Genomic DNA, 26,457 nt, shown 5'->3' with positions numbered 1-26,457 from the left:
TCCGGCTCGCCCCGTCCCCGCCGGTCGGTCGACCAGCGGCCCGACGCCGGGGCCACCCGGCGCCCGACCCCGGATCGGCCCGCTCGGCCCACCGCCGGCTGCCACCGCCCGCTCGGCGCTTCGCGGGAGAACGCCGATTCCGCCGCCACGACCGCCGCTCGCGCGTGAGAGTGCGGAGGGAGGTGTGGCGAGATGGCGGGGCGACCGGGCGACGAGGACGAGGCCGACAGCGGCACCGTCGTCACCCCGTCGGCCGAGTTCCCGCCGCTCGACCCGGAGGAACTGGGCACCCTGCGCCGGATCGGCGACCGCTGGCGCGCCGACCAACCGGGCGAGCTGCCGATCGACCCGACCCTCGGTCGGCAGGGGGAGCGTCCCACCCCGACCCGCTTCGGCCGGCTGGCCCCGATCGCCATGTTCCGCCGGGAGCAGCCGGACGAACTGGTCGCCACCGAACCGGCCAACCTGCCCGGCACCCGGTTCGGCCGGGCGCTGACCCGGCTGCGGCGGGCCGTTTTCGGGCCGCCGCTGTCCAGCGCGGCGGTGCTCTACGAGCGGATGCGCAAGCTGGTGGCGCTGCCGGTGCTCTCCTCCGACCTGCTCAGTTCGGTGGCGTACGGGCCGGAGGCGATGCTGGCCGTGCTGGTGCTGGCCGGCAGCGCGGCGTTGGGGCTCTCCCTGCCGCTGGCCGCCGCGCTGGTGGTGCTCATGATCGCCGTCGGCGTCTCCTACCGGCAGACCATCCACGCCTACCCGCACGGCGCGGGGTCGTACATCGTCGCGGGGGACAACCTGGGCACCGCGGCGGGGCTGACCGCCGCGGCCGGGCTGATCCTCGACTACGTGTTGACCGTGGCCGTCTCGGTGGCCGCCGGGGTGCACGCGGTCACCTCGGCGCTGCCCGGGCTGGCGCCGTTCGCCGTCCCGCTCGGGGTGCTGGTCATCGCGGTGCTGCTCGCCGCCAACCTGCGCGGGGTCCGGACCGCCGGCAACATCTTCGTGCTCCCCACGTACGCCTTCGTGGTCGCGTTGCTGGCCCTGCTGGCGGTCGGCTACCTGCGGGTCACCGGACGCGGCTTCACGCCGGTGCCGCCGCCGGCGGTGCCGGCGGCCGAGGGGCTCGGCCTGCTGCTGGTGCTGCGCGCCTTCGCCTCGGGCGCGGTGTCGATGACCGGCATCGAGGCGGTGTCCAACGCGGTCCCGGCGTTCCGCCCGCCCGAGTGGCGCAACGCCCGCACCACCCTGGGCTGGATGGTGGCGATGCTGGTGCTGCTCTTCGCCGCGCTCACCCTGCTGATCCACCTGGCCGGCCTGGTGCCGACGACGGAGGAGACCCTGCTCTCCCAGCTGGCCCGGGTCACCTTTCCGACCGGTCCCTGGTACGGCCTGATCCAGGCCGCCACCGCGCTGATCCTGCTGCTGGCGGCGAACACCGCCTTCAACGGCTTCCCCCGGCTGCTGTTCTTCATGGCCCGGGCCGGTCACGCGCCGCGCCGCTTCCTGCACATGGGGGACCGGCTGGCGTTCAGCCATGGCCTGGTCGCGCTCGCCGCGACCGCCGCGCTGGTCTTCGTCGCCTTCGGCGGCTACACCGAGGGGCTGATCCCGCTCTACGCGGTCGGGGTGTTCCTCGCCTTCACCCTCTCCCAGGCCGGGATGGTGGTGCACTGGCGTCGCCGGCGCGGGGCCGGCTGGCGGGGCCGGCTGGCGGTCAACGCGGTCGGCGCCACGCTCTCCGGGCTGGTGCTCGTCACCGCGGCGGTCGCCAAGTTCACCGAGGGCGCCTGGGTGGTGGTGATCGCCGTACCGCTGCTCGTGTTCCTCTTCCACCGGGTGCACCGGCACTACCGGAACCTGCACGCCGCGCTGGCCCTGCACCCGCCGCCGGTCGCGCCCGTCGCCGCCGGGCCCGCCGAGGGCGAGGAACTGCCCCAACAGGTACGCCACCTGGTGGTGGTCCCGATGGCCCGGCTCAACCGGGCATCGCTGCGCGCCCTGGCGTACGCGGTGTCGCTGGGCCAGCCGACCCTGGCGGTGCACATCGCGCCGGAGGAGGCGGAGGCGGACCGGTTCCGCGAGCAGTGGCGGGCCTGGGGGGACCACGTGCGGCTGGAGACCATCGTGTCGCCGTACCGGGCGGTGATCGGGCCGCTGGCGCACTACCTGGAGGCGCTGCACGACACCGGGCCGGAGCTGGTGCTGACCGTGATCGTGCCCGAGGTGGTGCTGCGCCGGAGCTGGCACCGCCCGCTGCACAGCCGGACCGAGCAGCGGCTGCGCCGGGCGTTGCGGCCGCTGCCGGGGGTGGTGGTCACCAGCGTCCCGGTGCACCTCCGCGAGTGACCGCCGGGGCCGCCCGGTGGGCGGTCAGCGGTCGTGGACCTCGATCACCCGGGTGGTCGGTGCCGCGTCGCCGATCGCCGCCCGCTGGACCAGCCGGTCCGGGTCGGCCAGGAACGCCGCCAGCCCGGCCCGCGACGCGAACCGGATCAGGTGCACCTCGGTCCGTTCGTCGGTGCTGTGCAACCGCCGTTCCAGCCGTCCGCCGTGCCGCCCGAGCAGCCCGAGCACGGCGTCCTCGTACCGGTGGCCGGCGTCGACGGCGTCGGGTGCCAGGTCGACCACCGCCACCAGGAAGAGCCCCTCGTCCGGCGCGCTCATCCGGCGATGCCGACGGCCTCGGCGCTGGCCGTCCAGAGCCGGGCGGCGAGCTGCGGGTCGGCCGCCTTGCGCAGCGGCCGGCGCAGCTTCCGGTCGGCGTAGTAGGCGCCGTCGACCAGCCGGGACGGGTCCTGGTTGGCCAGCCAGACCAGCGTCTCCGCGCCCCGCTCCGGGCTGCGGAACGGCAGCAGCCGCATGCCGAGGGCGACCAGCCGGCTGTCCGCCCCGAACCGGGTCCGCACCACCCCGGGGTGGAAGCAGTACGACCGGACGTCCGGCCAGCGCCGGGCCGCCTCCGCGGTGAACAGGATGTTCGCCTGCTTGCTGGTGCCGTACGCGCGGACCGGCCGGTACGGGCGCAGCGTGGCGTTCAGGTCGTCCGGGTCGAGCGCCCCGCTGCGGTGCGCGCCGGAGGCCGTCACCACCATCCGGCCGACCCGGTCGGCCAGCAGGTTGCTCAGCAGGAACGGGGCCAGGTGGTTGGCCTGCATCGAGAGCTCGAAGCCGTCCACGGTGGTGAGCGGTTCCAGCACGATCGCCCCGGCGTTGTTGGCCAGCACGTCGATCCGGTCGTACGCGGCCCGCAGCCGCTCGGCGAGCCCGCGTACGTCGTCCAGCACCGCGAAGTCGGCGCGGAACAGCTCGGGGCGCTCGCCGCAGGCCTCGCGTACCCGGTCGCCGGCGGCCTGGAGCCGGCCCGGGTCCCGCCCGACCAGCACGACCTGGTCGCCCCGGCGGGCCAGGGCCGTCGCGGCGGCCAGGCCGATGCCGGAGCTGGCCCCGGTCACCACCACGATCCGACGCTCAGTGAGATCTTCCACAGGTCCATTCACCCCGGTCACGGCACGAGGTTACCGTGGCGTCACAACGCCCTTTGGGATCGTTAAGTTCTCGTTCTCGTCATCCAGGTGGCGTCGGCGTGCCCGCCGGACGCTGGAAGGAGCGCATCCAATGGCCGCAGTCGGTCGCCCCCGCCGGTCCTGCCTCGCCGTGCCGGGTTCCAGCGTCAAGATGCTCGGCAAGGCCCAGGGCCTCCCCGCCGACCAGGTCTTCCTCGACCTGGAGGACGCGGTCGCCCCGCTGGCCAAGCCGGACGCCCGCAAGAACATCGTCGCGGCGCTCAACGAGGGCGACTGGGCCGGCAAGACCCGGGTGGTCCGGGTCAACGACCTGACCACCCCGTGGACCTACCGGGACGTCATCGAGGTGGTCGAGGGCGCCGGCGCGAACCTCGACTGCATCATGCTGCCGAAGGTGCAGAACGCCGCCCAGGTGCAGTGGCTGGACCTGACGCTGACGCAGATCGAGAAGACCCTGGGCCTGGAGGTCGGCCGGATCGGCATCGAGGCGCAGATCGAGAACGCCGCCGGCCTGGTCAACGTCGACGCCATCGCCGCCGCCTCGCCCCGGGTCGAGACCATCATCTTCGGTCCGGCCGACTTCATGGCCTCGATCAACATGAAGTCGCTGGTGGTCGGCGCGCTGATCCCGGATTACCCGGGCGACCCCTACCACTACATCCTGATGCGGATCCTGATGGCCGCCCGGATGCACGACAAGCAGGCCATCGACGGCCCGTTCCTGCAGATCCGCGACGTCGACGCGTTCCGCGAGGTGGCCAAGCGCTCCGCGGCGCTGGGCTTCGACGGCAAGTGGGTGCTGCACCCCGGCCAGATCGACGCCGCGAACGAGGTCTACCAGCCGGCCCAGGCCGACTACGACCACGCCGAGCTGATCCTCGACGCCTACGAGCACTACACCTCGGAGGCCGGCGGCAAGCTCGGCGCGGTGATGCTCGGCGACGAGATGATCGACGAGGCGTCCCGCAAGATGGCCCTGGTGATCGCCGCCAAGGGGCGCGCCGCCGGGATGACCCGCACCTCCAGCTTCACCCCGCCCTCGGAATGAGCCGTACGCCGCCGCCCCGGGCGACCGGGGCGGCGGCACCGGTCAGTAGGTGCTGCTGTCGTAGGTCGACGGGTCCTGGTTCGCCAGCCAGACGAAGAACACCACGATGGCGATGGTGGCCAGCAGCGCGATCACGGTGGCGATCCAGCCCACGATGATGCCGGCGGTGGCGAAGCCCTCACCGCCTTCACCCTTCTCCCGGATCTGCTTGCGGGACACGTGGCCGAGGATCGCGCCGATGAGCCCGATCCAGCCGCCGAGCCCGTAGCCGCAGAGGCCGAGCGCGCCGAGGATCGAGACGACCATCGCGGCGATGGCCAGGCCGTTGGTCTGCGGGGCGGGCGGGTAGCCGTACCCGGGGTAGCCGGTCGGGGGCGGGTAGCCGTGCGGCTGGTACGGATCGACCGGCGCCGCCTGCGGCGGCACGGCGGCGGCGTACGGGTCCGGCGGGGCGTACGGGTCCCTGCCCGTCGGCTGCGCCGGGATCGGTTGGCCGCTGACCGGCAGTGTCGGGTCGCCGGCCGGGTTGCTCCAGCCGCCGGACGGTGGGGGATAGGTCATCAGGTCTCTCCGTCGCGTGTGGGTGCGCCGTCAGGGTAGTCATGACCGGACAAACAAGAGGTCCCCGTGGTGCCGCGTTGCCCGGGACGTCGCGAGCGGGCAGGATCTCGGCATGGCTATCGACGCGCGTGGTGCCGACCGTTCCGGCAGCCGACCGAGGCGGGACGTGAGCCGCCCCGGGCTGGCCCGGCGTACCCGCGCCGTCGCCACCGTCGGGCCGGACGACCAGGACGAGCCGGTTCCGGTGGCCGAGCCGGTCACCATGCGGCTGGACGGGCGGGTCGCCCTGGTCACCGGCGCGGGCAGCCCCGACGGCATCGGGTACGCGACCGCCCGCCGGCTGGCCGACCTGGGCGCCCGGGTGGCGATCGTCTCCACCACCCGGCGGATCCACGAACGGGCCGGCGAGCTGGGCGTCACCGGCTTCGTCGCCGACCTCACCGACGAGTCCGAGGTCGGCGCGCTCGCCGACGCGGTGGCCGAGCAGCTCGGCGACGTCGAGGTGCTGGTCAACAACGCGGGCCTGGCCAGCCGGGCCAGCCCGGAGGTGCTGCGCCCGGTGGCCCAGCTCAGCTACGACGAGTGGCGGGGCGAGATCGACCGGAACCTGACCACCGCGTTCCTGTGCAGCCGCGCCTTCATCGGCGGGATGGCCGAGCGGGGCTGGGGGCGGATCGTGAACCTGGCGGCCACCGCCGGGCCGGTGAACGCGCTGCCCACCGAGGCGGCGTACGCGGCGGCCAAGGCCGGCGTGGTCGGGCTGACCCGTGCCCTGGCGATGGAGATGATCGCCGACGGGGTGACCGTGAACTCCGTGGCCCCGGGCACCATCTACACGGCGGCCTCGACGGTGGCCGAGATCAAGCAGGGGATGGGCACCCCGGTCGGGCGCCCCGGCACCCCGGACGAGGTGGCCGCCGCCATCACCTTCCTCTGCTCGCCGGCCGCCTCGTACATCACCGGGCAGATGCTGGTGGTGGACGGCGGCAACAGCGTCCGCGAGGCGCAGTTCCGCTGACCCCGCCCGGGTCAGTTGTAGGTGCCGCCGCCGTCGGAGTTGGCCCAGACGGCCAGGGCGATCCAGCCGCAGCAGGCGAGCAGGCCGATCGCGGTGAAGACGTAGCTGAGGATCAGCCCCCAAGTGGCGAGCTGGTCACCGTCCTCGCCGGTCCGCCGGATCTGCCGCTTGGCCAGGTGGCCGAGGACGATCCCGGCCGGGGCGAAGACGAAGGCGAAGACCAGCGACAGGATCGCCATGGTGTTCGGTCCGCCGCCGCCTCCCGGTGGCGGACCGTACTGGCCGTACGGGCCCTGCGGCGGGTACGCCGGCTGCTGCGCCCACTGCTGGTGCTCCTGCGGCTGCTGACCCCACTGCGGCTGGTCCGGCTGCTGGCCCCACTGCGGCTGGTCCGGCTGCTGGCCCCACTGCCGCTGGTCCGGCTGCTGGCCCCACTGGGGCAGCCCGGACGGCTGGCCCGGCTGCTCGTACGGCGACGGCGGCTGCTCCGGCTCGCCGGGTGGTGGATGACTCACGTCCGTTCGCCTCCTCCGCCGCAGGTCACAGCGCTCCTCACTTGCGGACGCTACCCGCAGCGGTGAACCTTTTCACAGCGGTTGTGTGGACTGGTCACCTTGGCCTCGACCGTCCCGGGGCCGATACTGACCGAGCGTTCAGTTACCCATGAGTAATGCGCCGATCCCCCGGAGGCTGAGATGGCCAGACTCGCCCAGACGCCCGGCCTGACCGACGTGCAGCGGTCGATCCTGGAAACCGTCCGGGAGTTCGCCGACAAGGAGATCATCCCGCACGCGCAGCGGCTGGAGCACGCCGACGAGTACCCGACCGACATCCTCGACGGGATGCGGGAGATGGGCCTGTTCGGTCTCACCATCGACGAGGAGTACGGCGGCCTGGGCGAGTCCCTGCTGACCTACGCCCTGGTGGTCGAGCAGCTGTCGCGGGGCTGGATGTCGATCTCCGGCATCGTCAACACCCATTTCATCGTGGCGTACCTGATCTCCCAGCACGGCTCCGCCGAGCAGAAGGCCCGGCTGCTGCCGAAGATGGCCACCGGCGAGGTGCGCGGCGCGTTCTCGATGTCGGAGCCGGAGACCGGCTCCGACGTCTCGGCGATCAAGTCGAAGGCCGTCCGCGACGGCGACAACTACGTCCTCAACGGCCAGAAGATGTGGCTGACCAACGGGGCGTACTCGTCGGTGGTGGCCACCCTGGTCAAGACCGACACCGGCGCGGAGTCGGTCTACGGCAACATGAGCACCTTCCTGCTGGAGAAGGAGCCCGGCTTCGGCGAGACCGCGCCCGGCCTGACCATCCCCGGCAAGATCGACAAGATGGGCTACAAGGGCGTCGAGACGACCGAGATGGTGCTCGACGGCGTCACCGTCCCCGCGTCCGCCGTCCTCGGCGGCGCGGACAAGGTCGGCCGTGGCTTCTACCAGATGATGGACGGCATCGAGGTCGGCCGGGTCAACGTGGCCGCCCGGGCGTGTGGCATCTCCATCCGCGCCTTCGAGCTTGCCGTCCAGTACGCCCAGCAGCGCCGCACCTTCGGCCAGCCCCTCGCCAAGCACCAGGCCATCGCCTTCAAGCTCGCCGAGATGGGCACCAAGATCGAGGCCGCCCACGCGCTGATGGTCAACGCCGCCCGGCTCAAGGACGCCGGCCAGCGCAACGACGTCGAGGCCGGCATGGCCAAGCTGCTCGCCTCGGAGTACTGCGCCGAGGTCGTCCAGGAGGCGTTCCGCATCCACGGCGGCTACGGCTACTCCAAGGAGTACGAGATCGAGCGGCTGATGCGGGAGGCGCCCTTCCTGCTCATCGGCGAGGGCACCTCGGAGATCCAGAAGACCATCATTTCCCGGGGCCTGCTCAAGGAGTACAAGCTCTGACCGGTGCGCCGGTCACCGTCCGGCCGGCTCGGCAGCCGGCTCCGGGGCGGTGACCGGCCCGCCCGCCAGCACGTACGGGCGCGACCGGTACTCCTCGATCGCGGCGGCCAGCCGCTGCTCGGGCACCGCGGTGTCCCGACCACCGACCACCGGCGCCGGTTCCAGCGACTGCCACCTGACCGGTCGCAGCCGTACCCCGTTCAGCCGGCCGTCCCGCTTGTGCAGGCTGACCCGGTCGATGTTCGACCAGTCGTAGGACTGGCTGCCGTAGCGGATCCCGCCGGCGGTCAGCGCCAACCGGCCGGTGAACCGCGCCTCCCGGTAGGCGATCCGTCCCACTGCCGCCGCCGCGCCGAGGACCAGCAGTGTCCGGACGATCCGGCCCCACTCCCGGTCGGTCGGGAACCACGAGGTGATCACCACCGCCGTCCCGGTCACCAGGGTCAGGTCCGCCAGGAGATCCGTCCAGCCGGCCAGCGACCGGCGGGCCACCAGTCCGGGCTCGACCGCGTCCCGGCCGGCCACCCGGGCCGTCCAGGCCAGCCGGCCGTTCCGCCGCGGCCACCAGCGCCGTCCCAGTTGGTGCACGCCGAATATCAGCCAGGCGACGCAGGCGAAGCTGTCGAAGGTGGTGGACCGGGTCAGTGCCAGCAGCGGCGCGGCCACCGCCACCGCGACCACCGCGGCGACGGCCAGGGAGAGCAGGCGGCGCGACCAGAGTCCGTCCCGGGTCGGGGGCAGGCGCAGCGTCCGCGGCAGAGGCATGGGCGCAGGGTACGGGTCGGCCGCCAGCAAAACCCGGCCGGTCAGCCCAGCCGGGTCAGCCCGGCGGCGGCGCGCTCCACGATCAGGCAGCGGTCCTCGACGTAGTCCATGCCCGCCTCCTCGGCGATCCGCCGCGCCTGCGCCGAGACGATGCCCAGTTGCAGCCACACCGCCGGCGCGCCGATCGCCGCGGCGTCCCGGACCACCTGCACGGCGTCCGCCGCCGGCCGGAACACGTCCACCAGGTCGACCGGGTGCGGGATGTCGGCCAGCGACGCGTACGCCCGCTCGCCGAAGAGTTCGTCGACCGTCGGGTTGACCGGGATGATCCGCCAGCCGTACCGCTGCATCTGCAACGGCACGCTGTGCGCGGCCTTACGGCGGTCGCGGGACGCGCCCACGACGGCGATCACGGCCGAGTCGGCGAGGATCTGCTGAGCGGTACGCACCCGCCGACTCTAACCCCACCGGTGCGGTGGCCCGCCGGCTACAGCAGGGACAGCTGCTCGGCGGCGGGCAGCACCTCGGGGGTCGGCAGCCGCCGATTGTCGCCCCGCTCGCCCCGGTGCAGCCCGTGCCGGCGGGCCGCGATCCGCACCCGCGCGGTCAACTCCCGCTGGTACGCCTGCGGCGCGTACGCGCCCGCCCGGTAGAGCTCGCGGTAGCGCGGCACCAGGTGCGGGAACTCCCGGGCCAGCCAGTGCGCGTACCACTCGCGGGCGCCGGGGCGTAAATGCAGGGCCAGCGGCGTCACGCTGGCCGCCCCGGCCGCGGCCACCGCCGCCACCGTCGCGTCGATCGACTCGTCGCTGTCGCTGAGCCCGGGCAGGATCGGCGCCATCAGCACGCCCACCTCGAAGCCCGCGTCGGTGAGCGCGCGTACCGCGTCGAGTCGCCGGCGCGGGCTCGGGGTGCCCGGCTCGACCGCCCGCCACAGCGCCTCGTCGACGAACCCCACCGAGTACGAGACGCCGACCCGGGTCACCTCGGCGGCCTGGCGCAGCAGCGGCAGGTCCCGCAGGATCAGCGTGCCCTTGGTCAGGATGGAGAACGGGTTGGCGAAGTCGCGCAGCGCCTCGATGATCGGCGGCATCAAGCGGTACCGACCCTCGGCCCGCTGGTAGCAGTCCACGTTGGTGCCCATCGCGATGTGCGCGCCGCGCCAACGCGGGGCGGCCAGCTCGCGCCGGACCAGCTCGCCGGCGTTGACCTTGACGATCACCTTGCTATCGAAGTCCGCACCCGCGTCGAGGTCCAGGTAGGTGTGGGTGTTGCGCGCATAGCAGTAGGTGCATGCATGGCTGCATCCGCGGTACGGGTTGATCGTCCACTCGAACGGGACGCGGGACGCGCCGGGCACCTTGTTGATGATCGACTTGGCCTGCACCTCGTAGAAGGTCATCCCGGCGAAGCCGGGGGTGTCGAAGGTGCGGGCGATCGCGCCGGGCAGCGCCAGCGGCAGGGGTGGAGTCGCTGGCGCTGACCCGTCGGGATGCCCCTCGTCCGGGGGAGCGGAGAGGTTCTCCCAGCGCATGACACTCATTCGAACATGTGTACGAGAAGAGTGCAAGTGACCCGCCGGACACCGGCTCCCGCCCGCCGGGCGGCGGGTGGAGGATGGAGCCATGGAGAGGTCGACCTTCGTCTACGACGGGGACTGCGCGTTCTGCACCCGGTGCGCCGAGTTCATCGAGCGGCGCATCCCGACCGGCGCCCGGGTGGTGCCGTGGCAGTTCGCCGACCTCGACGCCCTCGGGCTGACCGAGGCCGAGTGCGAGGAGGCGGTGCAATGGGTCGGCGCCGACGGCTCCCGCGCCGCCGGGCCCGACGCCATCGCCCGGCTGCTGGGCGAGAGCGGTCCGCTGTGGCGGGTGGCCGGCGCGGGGCTGCGCGTTCCGCCGGTCCGCCTCGCCGCCTGGCCCGCGTACCGCTGGGTGGCCCGCAACCGGCACCGGCTTCCCGGCGGCACCGCCGCCTGCGCCCTGCCCCAGGAGGCGCGGGAGCGCCTGTACGGCCCGAGCGGCCGCCCCACCACCGACGCCTGACCCGCCGCCGGCGTCGCCGGGCTACTTCGTCGCCGGCCCGACCGCCGGTGCCGGGCCGGCCATCGGTGGCGCCGCAGCGGGTACGTCGTCCGGTGCCGGCCCCTGGTCCTCCGGTGCCGGCGAGTCCGGTGCCGGGCCGGTCGGCGCGGCGCCGTCACGGCGACGGGTGATCAGTTGGCGGGCCCGCACCACCGGCCTGATCCGCTCCAGCGGCAGGAAACTCGTCATCGCCACCAGGTGCGGCGCGAACGAGATGGTGATCGTCGCGATGGTCACCAGGTGGAACGAGTAGAAGAAACCGACCGTGGCCACCCGCCAGCGTTCGGGCAGCAGGAACACCACGGGGCTGAGCAACTCGAAGGCGAGGATGCCGAACTGGGCGACGAGCAGCAGGTACGGCACCTGCGCGATCAGGTCGGCGAGGTCTGTGCCGCGCCGGATGATGGCCCGGGCGAGTACCGAGCCGGTCGCCCAGTCCAGCCCGCCGAAACGCAGCTTGGCCCAGGCGGCGAGGAAGTACGTGCAGATCACGGCGATCTGGGTGACCCGCAGCGCCCAGCCGCCGGCCTCCGTGCGGGTCGGGTCGCCGTGCCGGGCGCGGCCGACGGTGGGCAGGGCGGCCAGCGCGACGAGGAACCCGATCCGGTCGTGGTCGACCTTCCCGTAGCTCATCGCGATGATCATCCACTCGAAGTAGAGCGCGAAGACCGACCAGCCGAGCAGTCGTGGCGCGCGGCCGGTCGCGGCGAGCAGGGCCAGTGGCAGCAGCGTCCAGAAGATGACCGCGACCATGGTGGGGGTCGGGGTGGGCAGCGGGAGCAGCCGGCCGATCAGCAACGGCTGGTAGAGCTCGCCCGGTACGTCGACCCGGGTGCGTACCCACGGGGTGAAGACGACCAGGTCGGCGGCGACGAAGAGGTAGACCAGGGTGCGGAAGGCGGCCACCCGGCCGCGGGGGACCGCTTCGGTCAGCCAGCGGGTCACCGGGCCTCCTGCCAGCGCACCGTGGTCTCGTCGGTCCACCGTCCGGTGGGTCGGCCCTGGCGGATGCCGTACCAGCGGATCACGATGCGGACCTCGACCAGGTCCGGCGCGCCGGGGTGGCGTTCGGCGTACGCGTGGGCGACCTGCCGCAGCAGCGTCGGGTCGGCGGCGTAGCGGTCCCGCTGGCCCTCGATCTCGGCGCGGCGGATCCCGGTGGCGTCCTGACCGAGCGCGATCACCGCGCCGGTGCGGTCGACGCCCTCCACCCGGGTGTCGGGGGCGGGCGCGTTCGGTGGCTCCGACGTGGAGTACATCCGGAACGGCCCGAACGGGAAGTGGTCGTCGACCCCCCAGAGGGTGCCGGCGAGCAGCAGGGCCAGACCGAGCGCGGTCGCGCCCAGCCGGACCGCGCGGCCGCGGGGGGTCAACGTCTCCATCGGGTCGTGACGATACGGGATCGGGACGTCACGACGGTGTCCATGCGCAGTCTGCCGCTGGCCCTGCGTGTCGGCGGGTACGCCGACGGCCGGACCCCCTGGTGGGGAGCCCGGCCGTCGTGGGCGGTGCTCAGTGCTTGTGCTCGGCCAGCTGCTTGCGCACGTCGTCCATGTCGAGGGCCTGGACCTGCTCGATCAGGTTCTCCAGCGCCGACTCGGGCAGCGCGCCCGGCTGGGCGAAGACGATCACGCCGTCCCGGATCGCCATGATCGTCGGGATGGAGCGGATGTCGAACTTCGCGCCGAGCTCCTGCTGCGCCTCGGTGTCGACCTTGCCGAAGACGATGTCCGGGTGCTTCTCCGAGGAGCGCTCGTAGACCGGGGCGAACCGCTTGCACGGGCCGCACCACTCGGCCCAGAAGTCGACCAGCACGATGCCGTCGCTTCCGGTCACCTCGTCGAAGTTGGCCGTGGTCAGCTCAACCGTTGCCATTGCACTCTCCGATCAGCGGATTGCTTTTTCGTCCCGTAGAACCAGGGCAGCCCCGGTTGAATTCCCGGCCCGGGCGGGCCGAAACCGGCGCGGCCCGGGACGGGGCCGGCCGCAGGTCGGGCAACCTATCGAACCGTATCTGTCGACTCCGCGCTGCGGAACGCAAATGCACCACGCACTTGCGTCACCTCCCGTGATGGGAGCGTTTCCAAGGAGATCCACGCCACCCGCCGGTACGAATCGGTAACTTCAGCCTTGACAAGGGGTGACTGTGCCGCTAAAGATCGCATAGCACGGTGCCGTCGATTACTCACAGTGATGTCACAAAACGGTAAATGTGACGTCCGTCTCTGTCGATGTGTCCACCCCGTACGGCAGAATCTCTGGCATCAGAGCGTGGGCGGCGGGTGCCGGGGAGGGCCCCGCCGCTCATTGCGTCTCCCCCCGGATGCGCCCGGTGTGACATTTCCACTCGGCGGCCGCCCCCGTCATCGCCTTAACCACCGGTAAGGCATGCTGTGCCGAACTCCATCGCCGCCCGTCGAAGGGGACAAGGATGCAGTTCGGCCGCTACTTCGAGGAGTTCGAGGTCGGCGCGGTCTACCGGCACTGGCCCGGCAAGACCGTGACCGAGTACGACGACCACCTCTTCTGCCTGCTCACCATGAACCACCACCCGCTGCACATGGACGCGCACTACGCCGAGTCGGCGAGCCAGTTCAAGCGCAACGTGGTGGTCGGCAACTACATCTACTCGCTGCTCCTCGGCATGTCCGTGCCGGACGTCAGCGGCAAGGCGATCGCCAACCTGGAGGTCGAGTCGCTGCGGCACGTCGCGCCGACCTTCCACGGCGACACCATCTACGGCGAGACCACCGTGCTGGACAAGCGCGAGTCCGGGTCGAAGCCGGACCGGGGCGTCGTCGCGGTGGAGACCCGCGGCTACAACCAGGACGGCACCCTGGTCTGCGTCTTCCGGCGCAAGGTCATGGTCCCCAAGAAGGAGTACGCCGCCGCGGCGGTGCCGGACGGCGTCGACCCGGAGCGGCCGAGCTTCCCCGAGCCCCGCTGACCGCAGCCCCGACGGGGCCCCTTCCCACCGCGTTCTGGTCGGGAAGGGGCCCTTTTCGCGATCCGGGGCATATGCTGACGCCGGAGGTCTAGATGAGCCACTCCCTCGCCGGAGAGCCGCCCTCTGCCGGACGCCGTGCCGCACCGCTGACCACCGCCGTCTACTCCGCCGCCGAGTGGGACCTGCTCACCACCCTGCCCGGCCGGGTACTCGTGGCCGCCGCCTCCCCCACCCCTGGCCGCCCGCCCCGTGGCGTCGCCGCCGGGCTCGCCGGGCTCGACGCCGTGGCCGCCGGCCGGGCCTCCGACAGCGACCTGGTACGCGCCGTCGTCACCGCCATCTACGCCCGCCACGACGGGGCGCCGGCCCAGGCCGACCGGCTCACCGACCTGGTCGACCTCCTCGCCGCCTGCCGGGCCGCGGTACGCGTACTCGGTCGGCGGGCAGACCCGGCCGACTCGGCCGCGTACCGGCAGTGGGTGGAGTCGGTGGCCGCCCGGGTCTGCCGGGCCGGCGATCCGCCCGGTCCCGCCGACCGACGGTTGCTGGACCGGCTCGGTGGTGCCCTGGGGCTGCGGTGACCGGGGTGGCGTCCGGCGGTGCCCCGGCCGGCCGTACCCTCTTGTGACCGTGACCGAGGACCAGCTCGACGTGGGTGTCGGACCGTGGCCCGGCGACCCGCCGGACGACCCGCGCTACGACCCGGAGCTGCTCGCCGCCGGCGACCGGCGCAACGTTGTCGACCGCTACCGGTACTGGCGGCGCGAGGCCGTCGTCGCCGACCTGGACGAGCGCCGGCACGACTTCCACGTGGCGATCGAGAACTGGCAGCACGACTTCAACATCGGCACGGTGGTCCGCAACGCCAACGCCTTCCTCGCCGCCGAGGTGCACATCGTCGGACTGCGCCGGTGGAACCGGCGCGGCGCCATGGTGACCGATCGCTACCAGCACGTCCGGCACCACCCGACGATCGAGGAGTTCGTCGCCTGGGCCGCCGGGCGGGACCTGCCGGTGGTGGGCATAGACAACCTGCCCGGCTCCCGGCCGCTCGAGACCACCACCCTGCCCCGCCGCTGCGTGCTCCTCTTCGGCCAGGAGGGACCGGGCCTGTCCGACCCGGCTCGCGCCGCCTGTGACCAGCTCTTCTCCATCGCCCAGTACGGCTCGACCCGGTCGATCAACGCCGGTGTGGCCAGCGGCATCGCCATGCACGCCTGGATCCGCGCCCACGCCGGCCCGCCGCCCGGCTGAGGTCGCCCGAGCCTCGCCGAAGGGAAACGGCCGCTCCGCTTGACGGGCCGGTGGCGGGGGGCCACGGTGGGGATGTGAGTGTCGTGGTGAGTTGTCCGAGGTGCGCCGGTCAGGTCCGGCTCCCCGACCTGATGCACCCCGAGTCGCGGTGCGCGCGGTGCGGCCCGGTCGCGCCGCTGCACGTCCCGGAGAACATCGGAGCCGAGATCATGGCGAGCGTGGTGGACCGCGTCGTCGCCGACGAGAAGGCCGAGCGACCCCGGGTGCCGCTCTGGTGTCCGTGGCCGCTGCCGCAGGGCTGGACGGTCACCGGGGTCGGCTGGGCCGGGGACGACCCCTCCGGCGTACGGGCCACGGCGGTGGCCTGCGCCGGTCCGGCGCCGCTGGGCGGGGGACCGGCCGAACTCCTGCTGGTGGCCGAGGAGCCGGGCGTCGGGCTGGGCGCCCGCTTCGCCGGGGTGTCCGGACCGGACCCGGGGCCCGAACTCGCGGAGGCGCTCACCGGCCCCGGCCCCGGACTCGGCCACCCGGAGCACGTCGAGCCGGCCCGGATCAAGGTCGGCGGCCATCCCACTCCACTGTGGCTGGTGAATTCGGCGGCGGATCGAAGCGCGTACGCGGGCGAGGCTCGGGGAATGTGGCTGCATGCGATAGCCTGGCCGGCGAGCGCGGGTCACCTCCTCGCGGAAGACGTCGTCCTGCACGACCTTTCCGAGTGGACACCGCCCGAGCTCGTGTACGGCGCTCCGTCACCCAACCTGCACGGCAGGGCCTGACCGCCCTGACGGACTTGTCAGGGAACGGACGCAGATATTCACTGTACGACACCATACTGATACTCTGGGTGCCGCTGCGGTAAACGGACCCGGCCCCGCGCGAGAGGATGGCCCGCTATGGTCAAGAAGGTCCTCACCTGGGCCGGCGTCGCATTCTTGATCTTCTTCGTCGCCTACCGGCCGAACTCCGCCGCGGACGTCTTCAAGTCGCTCGGCGGCGGCATCATGGACATCGCCCAGGGCTTCGGCGACTTCTTCACCAGCCTCGTCGCCTGACCGCCCATGGGCAGCCCCTCCGGACCCCCCTTCGATCCCGACGACCCCGACCGGGAGCGCCGGGAGCGGGACACCGAGCCGATCCCGCGGTTCCGTCCCGACGACGGTCCGGGTTACGGCTCCGGCCCGGGCCTGGGCGACGGTCCGTCCCTTTCGGACGACATCGGCTACGGCGAGGGGCCGGGATACGCCGGTGAGGGCCGCTCCGGGCGGACCTGGGCGCGCGATCCGGAGGCCGGCTACCAGCAGGCCACCATCTCCGAGGAGGAGCTGGCCGGGCTGCGGGTGGACGCCTCCGGCATGCCGATGGGTCCCCGGCGGGTGCTGCCCCTGGAGGACGAGCCCAGCTCGCTGGTGGCCCGCTACCTCTTCCCCACCGAGCGCTACCGGGGCGAGTGGAAGCGGCACTGGATCCACCTCGCCACCCCGATCGTCGTCGGCATCGCCGCGACCTTCATCCTCGGCTACCTCTCCGGCTTCCTCGCCGGGCAGGACGTCGGCGCTCTCACCACCGTCGCGGTGCTGCTCTGGTTCGCGGTGATGGGCTGGGTCGCCTGGCGGGTCGCCGACTGGTGGTACGACCGCTTCATCCTCACCAACAAGCGGGTCATGGTGGTCAACGGCATCATCACCCGCCGGGTCGCCATGATGCCGCTGGTCCGGGTCACCGACATGAAGTACGAGCAGACCCCGACCGGCCGCGCGCTCAACTACGGCACCTTCGTGCTGGAGTCGGCGGGCCAGGAGCAGGCGCTGCGGGAGATCAAGAACCTGCCCAACCCGAACGAGCTCTACCTGCGTGTGGTCGAGGAGATGTACGAGCCGCAGGCGGTCGAGGCGCGGCTGGGCAAGGAGGCCGACGAGGCCAAGGCCGACGACGGCGCCTGAAGCTTTTCGTCCGTTCATCGGAGGAACTGCGAACCTTTCGCCGTCGACCCCGCCGCCTCGGCCATGGCACCCTGCCTGCAGGGACGGGGTGCGGAGGTGACGCGTGGCCGAGCGGGATCCGCTCGAGGAGGAGTTCCGCGACTTCGTCGCGGCGCGCTCCAGTGCCCTGCTGCGCACCGCGTACCTGCTGGCGGGGGACTGGGCCACCGCCGAGGACCTGCTCCAGACCGCGCTGACCAAGACGTACCTGGCCTGCAAGCGGCTCGGCGGGATCGAGGCGATCGAGCCGTACGCCCGGCGGGTCATGGTCAACACCTCGACCAGCTGGTGGCGGCGGCGCTGGCACGGTGAACGCCCCACCGAGGTGCTGCCCGAGCGGGCCGGGGTCGACGAGATCGAGCAGCAGCTCGACCGGGACGTGCTCTGGCGGCACCTGACCGCGCTGCCCGCCCGGCAGCGGGCCGTGCTGGTCCTGCGCTTCTACGAGGACATGTCGGAGGCGCAGACCGCCGCGCTGCTGGAGATCTCGCCCGGCACGGTGAAGAGCCAGACCTCCCGCGCGCTGGCCACCCTGCGCCGTCGACTCGGCGAGGAGGCGGCACGGGAACTGCCGGAGACGGCGACCCCGACCGGAGGGCGGCCAGCGTCGTCCGGGGCGGCTGCCGTCGTACCCTCGGAACCCGCCGGCCCACGGCGGGCCCCGCAGTCCGGGCGACCGGGGCGGACGGCCGATGGTGGCGCGACCACCCCGTCGCCCCGCCCGGCCGAGGCCCGCGGTGCCGGCCGGGACGTGCCCGCCGGAACGGGTCGACGGCCCGAACCGCCCGTGCCCGGTGCCGTCCGCCCCCGGGCGGCCGTCCCGGCGGAGACCCGGTGAAGCCGACCCCGGCCGCCCGGGACAACCAGACCGGCGGCCCGGAGCGTCCAATGGCTGTGACGCAGGACGACCTGGAGCGGGCGCTGCGGGAGACCTTCTCCCGCCGGGTCGCCGTGCCTCCGCCGTTGGCCGCCGACCCGGCGGGGCTGGCCATCGGCCGGGCCCGGCGGATCCGTCACCGGCGGACGCTGACCGGGCTGTCGCTGGCGGCGGTCGCCACGGCGGCGGTGACCGCCGGGATGGCGCAGCTCGGGGGCCACCCCGGCCGCTCCACCACGCCCACCGTGGTGCTCGGCGACCCGCGCGGCGGGGCCACCGCGGCCGCCTGGCCGGTCGCCCCCGATCCACCGGCCCCGCGAGCCGGGGGAGAGGTCGAACTGATCGTCGGCGGTGCGCTGGTCACCGTGGACGGAAAGCGGTACGACCTGGGCATCGGCCCGGTCGACCGGGCCCAGCGGCTGCCCGAGCACGGCGGCTGGCTGCTGGTCGGGGCACCCACCCCGGCCGGACGCACCCTGTGGGTCGTGCCGTCCGGCCAGGCCCCGCAGGTGCTGCTGGCCGGTGCCGAGGCGGTCGTGCTGAGCCCGGACGGCCGGCAGGTCGCCTGGCGGGACGGCGACGGGCTCTTCGCGGCCGGCCTGGTCGCCAACCGGCTCCTCGCCACCGCAGGTACGACCGCCGGGCACGGCGCCACGCCGGTCCGCTTCGTCGGCGACCGCGTCCTGGTGCGCACCCGCACCGGCGGCCACCTGCTGTGGCGGCCCGCGGCGGGCCCGCTGCCCGACGGCGACCGCCGGGTCCTCGACGTCTACGGCGCGCTGCCCGACGGGCGGCCCGTCGGGCGGGTGCCCGCCGACGGGAACCCGGGCCGGTCCTGCCTGGCGGTGCTCGACCCGGCCGATCTCGCGCCGACCGCCACCGGCTGCGCGGCTCCGCTGGCCGGGGACGGCCTCGGGGCCGTCTCCCCCGACGGCCGGTGGCTGCTGGTCAACGGCCGTACCGGCGGGACCGACGGCGCGCTCCTGGTCGACCTCACCGGCCCGGAACCGGGCCACGCCGCCCGGGCCGCCGGCCCGACGATCAGCGGCGAGGTGGCCTGGAACGGCGCCATGATGGCCGCCTACGTCGACCGGGGCGGGGCGCTGGCGCGGGTCGACCCCGACAAGGTGCTGGCCGGGGGACGGGCCTCCACGACGATGCTGAGCGGGGTCACCTCCGGCGAGCGCCCGGTCGTGGTGGCCGGCGCCTCCTGACGGTCGGGCGGTAGCGTCGGAGCGTGATCTCGCGTCCGGCGATCGACCTGCACACCCACTCCACCGCCAGCGACGGCACGCTGAGCCCGGCCGAGCTGGTCCGCGCCGCCGCCGACGCCGGGCTGGACGTCGTCGCCATCACCGACCACGACACCACCGCCGGCTGGGACGCCGCCGTGCGGGCGCTGCCGCCCGGCCTCACCCTGATCCGCGGCGCGGAGATCTCCTGCCGGTGGCACGGGATCGAGCCGGCCGTCCCGCTGCACCTGCTCGCGTACCTTTTCGACCCGGACCACCCGGAGCTCGTCGCCGAGCTGGCCCGGGTGCGGCTCGCCCGCGAGGTGCGCGGCGAGCGGATCGTCGAGCTGCTGCGCGCCGACGGGGTCGACATCAGCTGGCCGGAGATCATGGCCGCGGCCGGCGGCGGGACGGTCGGCCGGCCGCACATCGCCGCGGCGCTCATCCGGGCCGGCCTGGTCGCCACCACCACCGAGGCGTTCGGGGCGGACTGGCTGGGCGAGCGCTACCGGCTGCCGAAGGAGGACGTGGACGTGTTCCGGGCGGTCGAGCTGATCCGGGCCGCCGGGGGCGTACCGGTCTTCGCCCACCCCCGGGCGACCCGGCGGGGCCGGATCGTGCCGGACGAGCTGATCGTCGAGCTGGCCGCGGCCGGGCTCGCCGGCCTGGAGGCCGACCACGAGGACCACTCCCCGGCCGAGGCCGCGCACGTGCGCGCGCTCGCTGCCGAGCTGGGCCTGCTGGTGACCGGCTCGTCGGACTTCCACGGCACGCACAAGACCGTCCGGCTGGGCGCGCACACCACCGCGCCGGAGGCGTACGAGCGGATCGTCGCGGCGGCCTCCGGGGTGACCGAGGTCGCTTCCGGCTGATCCGCGTTTCCGTCCACAGCGGCCCGACTACGGTTAGCCGGTGGATCTCAAGCTCTTCGGTGAGGTCTTCGTGACCCTGCTGGTGATCGTCGACCCGCCGGGCATGATGCCCATCTTCCTCGCCCTGACCGGGCCACTGACCGCGCGCGACCGCCACCGGGCCGCCTGGCAGGCGGTCGCGTTGGCGCTCGGCGTGATCGTGATCTTCGCGGTGGCCGGTCAGACGCTCCTCGACTACCTGCACGTGGACCTGCCCGCGTTGCAGGCGGCCGGCGGCCTGCTGCTGGTGCTGGTCGCGCTGGAACTGCTGACCGGCAAGGCCGACGACCCCAGCCAGCAGGTCACCTCCAACATCGCGCTGGTGCCGCTGGGGACCCCGCTGCTGGCCGGTCCGGGCGCCATCGTGGCGACCATGCTCTTCGTGCAGCAGGCCGACGGTGTCGACGACCACTTTGCGATCGCCGCCGCGATCGTCGCCGTGATGATCGCGGTCTGGATCGTGCTGCGCTTCTCCGGCGGCATCGTCAAGATCCTGCGCCCCGGTGGCATCGAGGTGCTGACCCGGATCGCCGGCCTGCTGCTGGCCGCCATCGCCGTGCAGCTCATCGCCGACGCGGTCGCCGCGTTCGTCACCCAGTACGTGAACATGACCTGACCGGGCCCGGCCCCGCGGCGGTGCGGGCGTGGCGGTGTCGGACCCGGGTGGCAGGATCGGACCCGTGCGACGAGCCTCCTCCGCCGGACGATCCGCGGGCGCCCCCCGACCCCGTGCCGAGCAGGCCGAGCAGTTGGGCTTCGAGGGCATGCCGGAGCGGCTCTTCGTCTGCACCCCCAGCAAGCTCGGCGCGTACGAGGACTGCCCCCGCCGCTACCGCTACTCCTACGTCGACCGGCCCGCCCCGCCCAAGGGGCCGCCGTGGGCGCACAACTCGCTCGGCGCCAGCGTGCACACCGCCCTGAAGAACTGGTACGCGCTCACCCCGGAGCGACGCCGGCCGGAGGCGCTGGCCGGGCTGCTCAAGGGCACCTGGGTGCGCGAGGGCTACCGCGACGACGAGCAGGAGCGGCAGGCCTACCGGCGGGCGCTCGGCTGGCTGGAGGCGTACGTCGAGACGCTGGAGCCGGGCGCCGACCCGCTCGGCGTGGAGCGGGTGGTCGCGGTCCGCACGGCGGTGCTGGCCTTCAACGGCCGCGCCGACCGGATCGACTCCCGACCCGGGCCGGACGGGCCCGAGCTGGTCATCGTCGACTACAAGACCGGCCGCACCGGGCTGGACACCGACGACGCGCGGGGCTCGCAGGCGCTGGCGCTGTACGCGTACGCCGCCGAGCGGACCTTCCGCCGGCCGTGCCGCCGGGTGGAGCTGCACCACCTGCCCACCGGGACGGTCGCCGCGCACGACCACACCACCGAGTCGCTGGCCCGGCAGCTCACCCGCGCCGAGGACACCGCGCGCGACATCATGGCCGCCGAGCGGGCGGTCGCCGACGGGGCCGACCCCGACGAGGCGTTTCCGCCGGTGGCCGGGCCGCGCTGCGGCTGGTGCGACTATCGCCGCGGCTGCCCGGTGGGGGCGCAGGTGCCCGGTCGCGAGCCGTGGGCGGCGATGGACCGCCCGGCCGCACCCGGCGCCGACGCCTCCACCGTCGGAGGCGGCGGGAGCTGAGGCGGGAAGGCGATCAGGCGGCCGTGGCGGCGAGCCGGGCGGCCCGTTCCTTGGCCGCCTGCTGCATCGGGCCCTCGCGCCAGTCGCGGGGCAGCGCGGCCAGGGCGAGGCGCAGCGCGCGGACGCCCAGGTCGGCCGAGAGCGCGGTGGTGGGCAGCCCCAGGCCGCCGTACAACCGCAGCGCCCAGGGCGGCAGCAGGCCGAGCGCGGTGCCGGCGATCCCCAGGTACGCCCAGCGGGGTGGCCCGAGGCTCAGGCCCAGCCGGGCCGGCAGGCTCAGCTTCCACGGGATCGGCGGCGCGGTCAGGAACAGGGCGGTCTCGGCCGCCTCCCTGGTCATCCGCAGCTCGGGCCGTACCGATCGGTAGTAGTCGGCGACCTCGGCGGCGCTGCCGGGCACCTCGGCCGGGTCGAGCCCGACCAGCGCGGCGGCGCGCCGCTGCTCGGCGTAGTAGCCGTCCACCTCGGCGTCGGTCAGCGACAGCCCGGCCCGGCGGGCGGTGCTGACGAACGACTCGACCTCGGTGACGTGCACCCAGCGCAGCAGCGCCGGGTCGTCGATCCGGAACTCCTCGCCGGTCAACGGGTCGGTCGCGCGCATCCGGGCGTGCAGGCCGCGCAGCCGCCGACCGGCCGCCTCCGCCTCGGCGGTGGTGCCATAGATGACGGTGCCGACGTACGTGGCGGTCCGGATCAGCCGGCCCCACGCGTCGGTGCGGTAGTTGCTGTTCTGCGCCACGCCGGCCATCGCCTGCGGATGCAGCGCCTGGAGGTAGAGGGAGCGCAGGCCGGCGACGATCAGCACCGGCTCGTCGTGCACCTTCCAGGTGACCGATCCCGGACCGAAGAGGCCGATGTCGTCGGAGTCCACCGCCCAAGAGTGCCACGGGACGCCTGGGTGGGACTCGCTCCTCGGGGCACCCGGTCCACGGCGGTGACCGTCGACGGCGAGCGGGGGTGCTGACCCCGGGTCAGGCGTCGGCGGAGCGGCGGGCCTGGCAGGTAGGGCAGAGCCCCCAGAAGGTGACTTCCGCCTCGTCGACCTCGAAGCCGTTCGCGGTGCTTGGGTCGAGGCAGGGGGCGCCACCGACGGCACAGTCGACGTCGGCGATCTCGCCGCAGCCCCGGCACACCACGTGGTGGTGGTTGTCGCCCACCCGGGCCTCGTAACGGGCGGGACTGCCGGCCGGCTCGATCCGGCGGGACAGGCCGGCGCGGGAGAGCGCGCCGAGGACGTCGTACACCGCCTGGGTGGAGACCGAGTCGAGGCGTTCGCGTACCCGGCGGGTGATCTCGTCGACCTCCAGGTGGCCGCCGGCGGCCAGCACGTCCAGGACGGCGAGGCGCGGCCGGGTGACCCGCAGGCCCCTCGACCGGAGCAGCTCCTCACCACTGGACATGAGGCAATGACAGCACGGGGTCACCGGGTCGACAAGTGAACCCGGCGGCACGTGGTCCCGGCCACAGCTCAACAGCCTTTTCGTGGCCGGTGAACCGGATCGGCTGGCACCGCGTGTGTCCGATCGGGGGCGTGCTGCGACGGATGGATCGTCGTACGCTTTCGCGGCCAACCGCAGCCATCGTCGGAGGTGTCGGTGTTCAAGGAGATCAACGGCCTGCCGGGCCACATCCTGGTGATCCACGCGGCGGTGGTGTTCGTCCCGCTGCTGGCACTGCTCGCCTCCGCGTACGGGCTGGTGCCCCGCTGGCGCCCCCGGCTCGCCTGGGCGGTGGCGATTCTCTCCGTGGTGACGCCGGTGATCACCTGGGTGGCCACCGAGTCCGGCGAGGCGTTCGAGGAGTTCCTGAAGGGCAAGAACTACCCGCCCCAGTTGCTGGCCAAGATCGAGGAGCATTCCGAGTACGGCGACACGACGTTCTGGCTCACCGTGGGGCTCGCCGTGGCGGCCCTGGTGCTGCTGGCGCTGACCAGCGACCGGGTCCGTACCCCGCGCCTGCCGTCCTGGGTCAGCTGGCTGCTCAGCGGCGTCATCGTGGTGCTGGGGGTGTTCGCGCTGATCTACGTCGTGCTGACCGGCGACACAGGCGCGCAGTCGGTGTGGGGCAACACCCTCTGACCGGTCGTCCGCCTCAGAAGAGCGCCCGGGAGCAGAGCAGACAGAGCAGGACCAGCAACACCGCCCCGGCCACCCCGCCGACGGCGTAGGTGACCCGCTGCGCGCGCTGCTCCGCCGCGTCCATGGCCTCCATGTCCTGCGGCGGCAGCGCACGCGGCGGCGTGGCCTGGAGGTGCACCGGCGGTCGCCAACCGGGTGGCGGCGGGGTGGTCGGCGGCGGACCGGCGTAGCCACCCACGGGCCGCGCAGCCGCCTGCCCCGGGACCGGCGGCGGGGGTACGTCCGTCGGGGCGGCCCACGGTGGCGGCGAGGTCGGCGCCCCGGGCGTGCCGGCAGCCGCCACGCCGTTGGTCGTCGTGGTGCCGGTCGCCGGCCCGGAGGGCGGCGACCCCGCTGCCGGGTTGAGGCCGAAGGTGGGCTCGCCGAGCGTCGCACCGTCGGTGCCCGGGGTGGTCCGGCCGGTGTCGGGAGTCGTCCGGCCGGTGTCCGGTGCCGTCGGCTGGGCCTGCTCGGGCGGCCGTCGCCAGAACTCGTCCTCGGAGCTGGCACCGCTGGGCGTCGTCACGCCGTCCGACGCTACCAACGCGGGGATCGCTCGGCCGCCCGACGCGGCGACGGGTCGGTGCCGGTGACAACGGCGAGGTGGCGGCGACCGGACTGGTGTGGCGCGCAGCCGAGCTGCGGGGAGGCGTAGTCCCGGGTGAGGCTCGTCTGGTCGATGAGGCCGAGGGGCTGCCCGCTCGCCGTCCTGGTCTACGTGTGGCCGTCAGGATCGGGCCGGACTGGGATAGTGTTGCCGCTCGTGAGCATCGAGGATCCGGACGTGCGCGACGACGACCGCGCCGTCGATCTCAGCGAGGATTTCGTGGTGCTGCCCGAGCAGACCGTGGACGACACCGACCACGGCTGGGGTGAGCGCATCGGCGGCAACGACGACTGGCTGCTCGCCGAGCGCCCGCCGCACTGGGGCTGACCCACCCTTCTTCCGTCTGGCCGGCGGGCTCTCCGGCAGCGTCCCCATGATCAGGTAGCAATTGCGGGGGACGGGCTGGGTCAGCCGCGTACCACGACGGCGAAGCGGCTGCCCTCCGGCTGGCCGACGGCACGTTGTGCCTGATCCGGGCGGAGCGCCAGGTAGAGGGCCGAGGATCCGTCGGCGGCGTCGCCGCCCAGCACGTCGAGCACCAGCGCTCCCGAGGCCACCAGTGCGGCCTCCACCGGCGTCCGGCCGGCCGGTACGACCAGCAGGTCGACCCGGGCTCCCGGCCGCAGCACGGCGAGCGCGGCGGGTTCGGCCAGCCGCACCGGTACGCCCACCGACCCGCTCGGCAGCGCCAGTGCGCCCGGCCGACCACCTCCGGTCGACGGCCCCGTCCCCGGCCCGCCACCCTCGGTCGACGGCCCCGTCCCCGGCCCGCCTGGGTGGGACGGCTCCCCGCCCGACAGGTCCCCGGCTGATCCGGTCCCGCCCGCTGATTCGGCCGGTGTGCCTCCGGCGGTTGCGCCGTCAGCCGAGGAGCCCGGTGAAAGAGCCGGGGCGGGACAGCCGCCGGACGAGTCGAGGACGACCACCGCCAGGCCGAGCAGGGCAGCGACCAGCCCGAGGCGCAGCAGCGTGCTGCCGCCTGGTCGGCGGAGCCCACGCACCGGGCGCAGGGAGTCCCTCCCGTCCGGGCCACCACCCACCATGCCGCTCACCTTCCACCTCGCCGTCGACCCGCCCCCGGAACGCAGCGCGTGCCTCGCGGTCGGGCCGCCCCGCATCCCGAGGGTCGACCGCCGGCCCTCGCCTCGCTGTCCGGCCGCCGTCGCGGCGCTCGGACAGCACGCTACGGGCAGGAGCGGACGCAGCAGTGCCGTGTGCACCGGCCTGTGGACAACCGGTAGGGCTGTGGACAACGCCCCGAAGCGGCGCTCGACCTGCTACCGAGTCGGTGTGGTCGGGCAACCGGACCGACCGAGCGAAACGCCCGTCGGCTGGGTCGTCGAGGCTGACGGTCCGAGGCTGAGTCGTTCGCGTCATCAGGTCCACAGCGCCGCACACCGGGTCGGTTGCCGGCACCTGCCCGGCGGCGGCACCGACTACGGCGAGCAGCCGGGTCGGCAAGCCGGCCAGCTTCCCGCGTCCTGGGGGACCGCGCAACCCAGGAGAGGCGAATCTGGCCCTTCGCCTCGGCCACGGGCCGGCGCCTGATCAAGCGAGGACCGCAGGCGGGGCGAAGGGAGCGCGGACGCCGAAAGCCCCCGCGGCCGGTAGGGCGGCGGGGGCGGTGGCGTTCGAGATCAGGAGGAGGCGGAGGTGCTGGCCGCGGTCTTGGCCGACCCGCCGTTGGACGAGCCCGACGAGCCCGACGAGCTGCCGCCGTTGGACGAGGCGGCCGACGACCCGCTATCCGACGAGGAGCCGCTGTCCGACTTCGCCGGCTTCGGGGTGGTGCTGCCGGTCTTGCTCTCCGAGCCGGAGGAGCGGGAGTCGGTGCGGTAGAAGCCGGAGCCCTTGAACACGACACCAACCGAGTTGAAGACCTTGCGCAGCCGCCCCTCGCACGCGGGGCACTCGGTCAGCGGCTCGTCAGAGAAGGACTGCACCGCCTCGAGCTGGTGGCCGCACGTGGTGCAGGCGTACTGGTACGTGGGCACGTTCTCCTCCGGATCTGGTACG

Annotated in this window: 33 protein-coding genes; 18 read left to right on the top strand and 15 right to left on the bottom strand. The window is 73.6% G+C overall.

Features of this window, described 5'->3' with window-relative positions:
* Window positions 1-192: 192 nt before the first annotated feature.
* A complete protein-coding gene (locus tag ACTMTB_RS19570) occupies window positions 193-2,343 on the top strand; it encodes an APC family permease (protein ID WP_441147507.1) in 2,151 nt (716 codons plus the stop codon).
* A 24-nt stretch (window positions 2,344-2,367) separates the two neighbouring features.
* On the opposite strand, the gene ACTMTB_RS19565 is transcribed toward ACTMTB_RS19570, so the two are convergent.
* Both ACTMTB_RS19565 and ACTMTB_RS19560 read right to left on the bottom strand, forming a co-directional pair.
* On the bottom strand, window positions 2,368-2,661 hold the full coding sequence (locus tag ACTMTB_RS19565) for a hypothetical protein (RefSeq protein ID WP_441147505.1): 294 nt from the start codon (window positions 2,659-2,661) through the stop codon (window positions 2,368-2,370).
* Window positions 2,658-3,482, bottom strand: a complete 825-nt coding sequence (locus ACTMTB_RS19560) for an SDR family NAD(P)-dependent oxidoreductase (RefSeq protein WP_441147504.1) — start codon at window positions 3,480-3,482, stop codon at window positions 2,658-2,660. The genes ACTMTB_RS19565 and ACTMTB_RS19560 overlap by 4 nt, the downstream gene beginning before the upstream one ends.
* Before the next feature lie 130 nt (window positions 3,483-3,612).
* On the opposite strand from ACTMTB_RS19560, the gene ACTMTB_RS19555 reads away from it, so the two are divergent.
* The gene (locus ACTMTB_RS19555; protein ID WP_088964118.1) at window positions 3,613-4,569 is read left to right on the top strand and encodes an HpcH/HpaI aldolase/citrate lyase family protein; all 957 of its coding nucleotides are present in this window, start codon (window positions 3,613-3,615) and stop codon (window positions 4,567-4,569) included.
* A gap of 42 nt (window positions 4,570-4,611) precedes the next feature.
* Here ACTMTB_RS19555 and ACTMTB_RS19550 read toward each other — a convergent pair whose 3' ends face one another.
* Complete coding sequence (locus tag ACTMTB_RS19550) at window positions 4,612-5,130, bottom strand: DUF4190 domain-containing protein (RefSeq protein ID WP_441147501.1); 519 nt, start codon at window positions 5,128-5,130, stop codon at window positions 4,612-4,614.
* 112 nt (window positions 5,131-5,242) lie between these two features.
* On the opposite strand from ACTMTB_RS19550, the gene ACTMTB_RS19545 reads away from it, so the two are divergent.
* On the top strand, window positions 5,243-6,148 hold the full coding sequence (locus ACTMTB_RS19545) for an SDR family NAD(P)-dependent oxidoreductase (protein ID WP_441147499.1): 906 nt from the start codon (window positions 5,243-5,245) through the stop codon (window positions 6,146-6,148).
* An 11-nt stretch (window positions 6,149-6,159) separates the two neighbouring features.
* Here ACTMTB_RS19545 and ACTMTB_RS19540 read toward each other — a convergent pair whose 3' ends face one another.
* Complete coding sequence (locus ACTMTB_RS19540) at window positions 6,160-6,663, bottom strand: DUF4190 domain-containing protein (RefSeq protein WP_441147497.1); 504 nt, start codon at window positions 6,661-6,663, stop codon at window positions 6,160-6,162.
* A 180-nt stretch (window positions 6,664-6,843) separates the two neighbouring features.
* Here ACTMTB_RS19540 and ACTMTB_RS19535 point away from each other — a divergent pair, with 180 nt between their 5' ends.
* Window positions 6,844-8,040, top strand: a complete 1,197-nt coding sequence (locus ACTMTB_RS19535; protein ID WP_088964115.1) for an acyl-CoA dehydrogenase family protein — start codon at window positions 6,844-6,846, stop codon at window positions 8,038-8,040.
* 12 nt (window positions 8,041-8,052) lie between these two features.
* On the opposite strand, the gene ACTMTB_RS19530 is transcribed toward ACTMTB_RS19535, so the two are convergent.
* Genes ACTMTB_RS19530 through ACTMTB_RS19520 form a run of 3 tightly spaced genes read right to left on the bottom strand, consistent with a single transcriptional unit; the run spans window position 8,053 to window position 10,339 of the window.
* A complete protein-coding gene (locus ACTMTB_RS19530) occupies window positions 8,053-8,805 on the bottom strand; it encodes a hypothetical protein (RefSeq protein WP_441147495.1) in 753 nt (250 codons plus the stop codon).
* Window positions 8,806-8,846: 41 nt separating this feature from the next.
* Complete coding sequence (locus tag ACTMTB_RS19525) at window positions 8,847-9,254, bottom strand: CoA-binding protein (protein WP_441147493.1); 408 nt, start codon at window positions 9,252-9,254, stop codon at window positions 8,847-8,849.
* 38 nt (window positions 9,255-9,292) lie between these two features.
* Window positions 9,293-10,339 (bottom strand): Rv2578c family radical SAM protein, encoded by a 1,047-nt coding sequence (locus ACTMTB_RS19520; RefSeq protein WP_441147656.1) that lies wholly within the window; start codon window positions 10,337-10,339, stop codon window positions 9,293-9,295.
* Between the two features lie 91 nt (window positions 10,340-10,430).
* On the opposite strand from ACTMTB_RS19520, the gene ACTMTB_RS19515 reads away from it, so the two are divergent.
* The gene (locus ACTMTB_RS19515; RefSeq protein WP_154939833.1) at window positions 10,431-10,850 is read left to right on the top strand and encodes a thiol-disulfide oxidoreductase DCC family protein; all 420 of its coding nucleotides are present in this window, start codon (window positions 10,431-10,433) and stop codon (window positions 10,848-10,850) included.
* Between the two features lie 21 nt (window positions 10,851-10,871).
* Here ACTMTB_RS19515 and ACTMTB_RS19510 read toward each other — a convergent pair whose 3' ends face one another.
* From ACTMTB_RS19510 to trxA, 3 genes are all read right to left on the bottom strand, one after another.
* Entirely contained in the window at window positions 10,872-11,834 is a 963-nt protein-coding gene (locus ACTMTB_RS19510) for an MFS transporter permease (RefSeq protein WP_441147491.1), read from the bottom strand.
* Entirely contained in the window at window positions 11,831-12,271 is a 441-nt protein-coding gene (locus tag ACTMTB_RS19505; protein WP_441147489.1) for a hypothetical protein, read from the bottom strand. The genes ACTMTB_RS19510 and ACTMTB_RS19505 overlap by 4 nt, the downstream gene beginning before the upstream one ends.
* Before the next feature lie 130 nt (window positions 12,272-12,401).
* Window positions 12,402-12,764: a thioredoxin gene (gene trxA / locus ACTMTB_RS19500; RefSeq protein ID WP_441147487.1), complete on the bottom strand. Its 363-nt coding sequence runs from the start codon at window positions 12,762-12,764 to the stop codon at window positions 12,402-12,404.
* 556 nt (window positions 12,765-13,320) lie between these two features.
* On the opposite strand from trxA, the gene ACTMTB_RS19495 reads away from it, so the two are divergent.
* From ACTMTB_RS19495 to ACTMTB_RS19445, 11 genes are all read left to right on the top strand, one after another.
* Window positions 13,321-13,836, top strand: a complete 516-nt coding sequence (locus ACTMTB_RS19495; RefSeq protein WP_179802973.1) for a MaoC family dehydratase — start codon at window positions 13,321-13,323, stop codon at window positions 13,834-13,836.
* Window positions 13,837-13,928: 92 nt separating this feature from the next.
* A complete protein-coding gene (locus ACTMTB_RS19490; protein WP_441147485.1) occupies window positions 13,929-14,417 on the top strand; it encodes a hypothetical protein in 489 nt (162 codons plus the stop codon).
* Window positions 14,418-14,466: 49 nt separating this feature from the next.
* A complete protein-coding gene (locus ACTMTB_RS19485) occupies window positions 14,467-15,090 on the top strand; it encodes a TrmH family RNA methyltransferase (RefSeq protein WP_280839222.1) in 624 nt (207 codons plus the stop codon).
* Window positions 15,091-15,164: 74 nt separating this feature from the next.
* Window positions 15,165-15,866, top strand: coding sequence for a DUF6758 family protein (locus tag ACTMTB_RS19480; RefSeq protein ID WP_441147483.1), 702 nt, complete (start codon window positions 15,165-15,167; stop codon window positions 15,864-15,866).
* A gap of 117 nt (window positions 15,867-15,983) precedes the next feature.
* A complete protein-coding gene (locus tag ACTMTB_RS19475) occupies window positions 15,984-16,142 on the top strand; it encodes a hypothetical protein (RefSeq protein ID WP_170285364.1) in 159 nt (52 codons plus the stop codon).
* Window positions 16,143-16,148: 6 nt separating this feature from the next.
* Window positions 16,149-17,030, top strand: a complete 882-nt coding sequence (locus ACTMTB_RS19470; RefSeq protein WP_280839223.1) for a PH domain-containing protein — start codon at window positions 16,149-16,151, stop codon at window positions 17,028-17,030.
* Window positions 17,031-17,133: 103 nt separating this feature from the next.
* Window positions 17,134-17,907, top strand: a complete 774-nt coding sequence (locus tag ACTMTB_RS19465; RefSeq protein ID WP_441147480.1) for a SigE family RNA polymerase sigma factor — start codon at window positions 17,134-17,136, stop codon at window positions 17,905-17,907.
* Between the two features lie 50 nt (window positions 17,908-17,957).
* Window positions 17,958-19,160, top strand: coding sequence for a hypothetical protein (locus ACTMTB_RS19460; protein WP_441147478.1), 1,203 nt, complete (start codon window positions 17,958-17,960; stop codon window positions 19,158-19,160).
* Between the two features lie 26 nt (window positions 19,161-19,186).
* The gene (locus ACTMTB_RS19455) at window positions 19,187-20,050 is read left to right on the top strand and encodes a PHP domain-containing protein (protein WP_441147654.1); all 864 of its coding nucleotides are present in this window, start codon (window positions 19,187-19,189) and stop codon (window positions 20,048-20,050) included.
* Between the two features lie 40 nt (window positions 20,051-20,090).
* Window positions 20,091-20,705 carry a MarC family protein gene (locus tag ACTMTB_RS19450; protein ID WP_441147476.1) on the top strand — a complete coding sequence of 205 codons (615 nt, stop codon included), beginning with the start codon at window positions 20,091-20,093 and terminating at the stop codon, window positions 20,703-20,705.
* 148 nt (window positions 20,706-20,853) lie between these two features.
* Window positions 20,854-21,717: a RecB family exonuclease gene (locus tag ACTMTB_RS19445; protein ID WP_441147652.1), complete on the top strand. Its 864-nt coding sequence runs from the start codon at window positions 20,854-20,856 to the stop codon at window positions 21,715-21,717.
* Between the two features lie 13 nt (window positions 21,718-21,730).
* Here ACTMTB_RS19445 and ACTMTB_RS19440 read toward each other — a convergent pair whose 3' ends face one another.
* The gene (locus ACTMTB_RS19440; RefSeq protein ID WP_441147474.1) at window positions 21,731-22,588 is read right to left on the bottom strand and encodes an oxygenase MpaB family protein; all 858 of its coding nucleotides are present in this window, start codon (window positions 22,586-22,588) and stop codon (window positions 21,731-21,733) included.
* Between the two features lie 100 nt (window positions 22,589-22,688).
* On the bottom strand, window positions 22,689-23,117 hold the full coding sequence (locus ACTMTB_RS19435; protein ID WP_210775045.1) for a Fur family transcriptional regulator: 429 nt from the start codon (window positions 23,115-23,117) through the stop codon (window positions 22,689-22,691).
* Between the two features lie 195 nt (window positions 23,118-23,312).
* On the opposite strand from ACTMTB_RS19435, the gene ACTMTB_RS19430 reads away from it, so the two are divergent.
* Window positions 23,313-23,795 carry a DUF2231 domain-containing protein gene (locus ACTMTB_RS19430; RefSeq protein ID WP_441147472.1) on the top strand — a complete coding sequence of 161 codons (483 nt, stop codon included), beginning with the start codon at window positions 23,313-23,315 and terminating at the stop codon, window positions 23,793-23,795.
* 13 nt (window positions 23,796-23,808) lie between these two features.
* On the opposite strand, the gene ACTMTB_RS19425 is transcribed toward ACTMTB_RS19430, so the two are convergent.
* Window positions 23,809-24,360, bottom strand: coding sequence for a hypothetical protein (locus ACTMTB_RS19425; protein WP_441147470.1), 552 nt, complete (start codon window positions 24,358-24,360; stop codon window positions 23,809-23,811).
* Between the two features lie 228 nt (window positions 24,361-24,588).
* Between ACTMTB_RS19425 and ACTMTB_RS19420 the strand changes: the two genes are divergently transcribed.
* The gene (locus ACTMTB_RS19420) at window positions 24,589-24,768 is read left to right on the top strand and encodes a hypothetical protein (protein WP_247657189.1); all 180 of its coding nucleotides are present in this window, start codon (window positions 24,589-24,591) and stop codon (window positions 24,766-24,768) included.
* 80 nt (window positions 24,769-24,848) lie between these two features.
* Here the strand turns inward: ACTMTB_RS19420 and ACTMTB_RS19415 are convergent, their stop codons facing one another.
* Both ACTMTB_RS19415 and ACTMTB_RS19410 read right to left on the bottom strand, forming a co-directional pair.
* Window positions 24,849-25,112 (bottom strand): hypothetical protein, encoded by a 264-nt coding sequence (locus tag ACTMTB_RS19415; protein WP_441147468.1) that lies wholly within the window; start codon window positions 25,110-25,112, stop codon window positions 24,849-24,851.
* Between the two features lie 966 nt (window positions 25,113-26,078).
* The gene (locus tag ACTMTB_RS19410; protein WP_441147466.1) at window positions 26,079-26,435 is read right to left on the bottom strand and encodes an FmdB family zinc ribbon protein; all 357 of its coding nucleotides are present in this window, start codon (window positions 26,433-26,435) and stop codon (window positions 26,079-26,081) included.
* Window positions 26,436-26,457: the final 22 nt, after the last annotated feature.

Source organism: Micromonospora sp. L32, from assembly GCF_052068055.1.
Lineage (GTDB): Bacteria > Actinomycetota > Actinomycetes > Mycobacteriales > Micromonosporaceae > Micromonospora > Micromonospora purpureochromogenes.
This window is presented reverse-complemented; position numbering and strand designations above follow the sequence as displayed.

Excerpts from the sequence above, each read along its gene's own strand:
- ACTMTB_RS19570 (WP_441147507.1), top strand. The coding sequence starts at position 193 with ATGGCGGGGCGACCGGGCGACGAGGACGAGGCCGACAGCGGCACCGTC.
- ACTMTB_RS19520 (WP_441147656.1), bottom strand. The coding sequence starts at position 10,339 with ATGCGCTGGGAGAACCTCTCCGCTCCCCCGGACGAGGGGCATCCCGAC.
- ACTMTB_RS19460 (WP_441147478.1), top strand. The coding sequence starts at position 17,958 with ATGGCTGTGACGCAGGACGACCTGGAGCGGGCGCTGCGGGAGACCTTC.
- ACTMTB_RS19445 (WP_441147652.1), top strand. The coding sequence starts at position 20,854 with ATGCCGGAGCGGCTCTTCGTCTGCACCCCCAGCAAGCTCGGCGCGTAC.
- ACTMTB_RS19505 (WP_441147489.1), bottom strand. The coding sequence starts at position 12,271 with ATGGAGACGTTGACCCCCCGCGGCCGCGCGGTCCGGCTGGGCGCGACC.
- ACTMTB_RS19435 (WP_210775045.1), bottom strand. The coding sequence starts at position 23,117 with ATGTCCAGTGGTGAGGAGCTGCTCCGGTCGAGGGGCCTGCGGGTCACC.
- ACTMTB_RS19555 (WP_088964118.1), top strand. The coding sequence starts at position 3,613 with ATGGCCGCAGTCGGTCGCCCCCGCCGGTCCTGCCTCGCCGTGCCGGGT.
- ACTMTB_RS19545 (WP_441147499.1), top strand. The coding sequence starts at position 5,243 with ATGGCTATCGACGCGCGTGGTGCCGACCGTTCCGGCAGCCGACCGAGG.
- ACTMTB_RS19535 (WP_088964115.1), top strand. The coding sequence starts at position 6,844 with ATGGCCAGACTCGCCCAGACGCCCGGCCTGACCGACGTGCAGCGGTCG.
- ACTMTB_RS19490 (WP_441147485.1), top strand. The coding sequence starts at position 13,929 with ATGAGCCACTCCCTCGCCGGAGAGCCGCCCTCTGCCGGACGCCGTGCC.
- ACTMTB_RS19515 (WP_154939833.1), top strand. The coding sequence starts at position 10,431 with ATGGAGAGGTCGACCTTCGTCTACGACGGGGACTGCGCGTTCTGCACC.
- ACTMTB_RS19475 (WP_170285364.1), top strand. The coding sequence starts at position 15,984 with ATGGTCAAGAAGGTCCTCACCTGGGCCGGCGTCGCATTCTTGATCTTC.
- ACTMTB_RS19550 (WP_441147501.1), bottom strand. The coding sequence starts at position 5,130 with ATGACCTATCCCCCACCGTCCGGCGGCTGGAGCAACCCGGCCGGCGAC.
- trxA (WP_441147487.1), bottom strand. The coding sequence starts at position 12,764 with ATGGCAACGGTTGAGCTGACCACGGCCAACTTCGACGAGGTGACCGGA.
- ACTMTB_RS19495 (WP_179802973.1), top strand. The coding sequence starts at position 13,321 with ATGCAGTTCGGCCGCTACTTCGAGGAGTTCGAGGTCGGCGCGGTCTAC.
- ACTMTB_RS19565 (WP_441147505.1), bottom strand. The coding sequence starts at position 2,661 with ATGAGCGCGCCGGACGAGGGGCTCTTCCTGGTGGCGGTGGTCGACCTG.
- ACTMTB_RS19530 (WP_441147495.1), bottom strand. The coding sequence starts at position 8,805 with ATGCCTCTGCCGCGGACGCTGCGCCTGCCCCCGACCCGGGACGGACTC.
- ACTMTB_RS19470 (WP_280839223.1), top strand. The coding sequence starts at position 16,149 with ATGGGCAGCCCCTCCGGACCCCCCTTCGATCCCGACGACCCCGACCGG.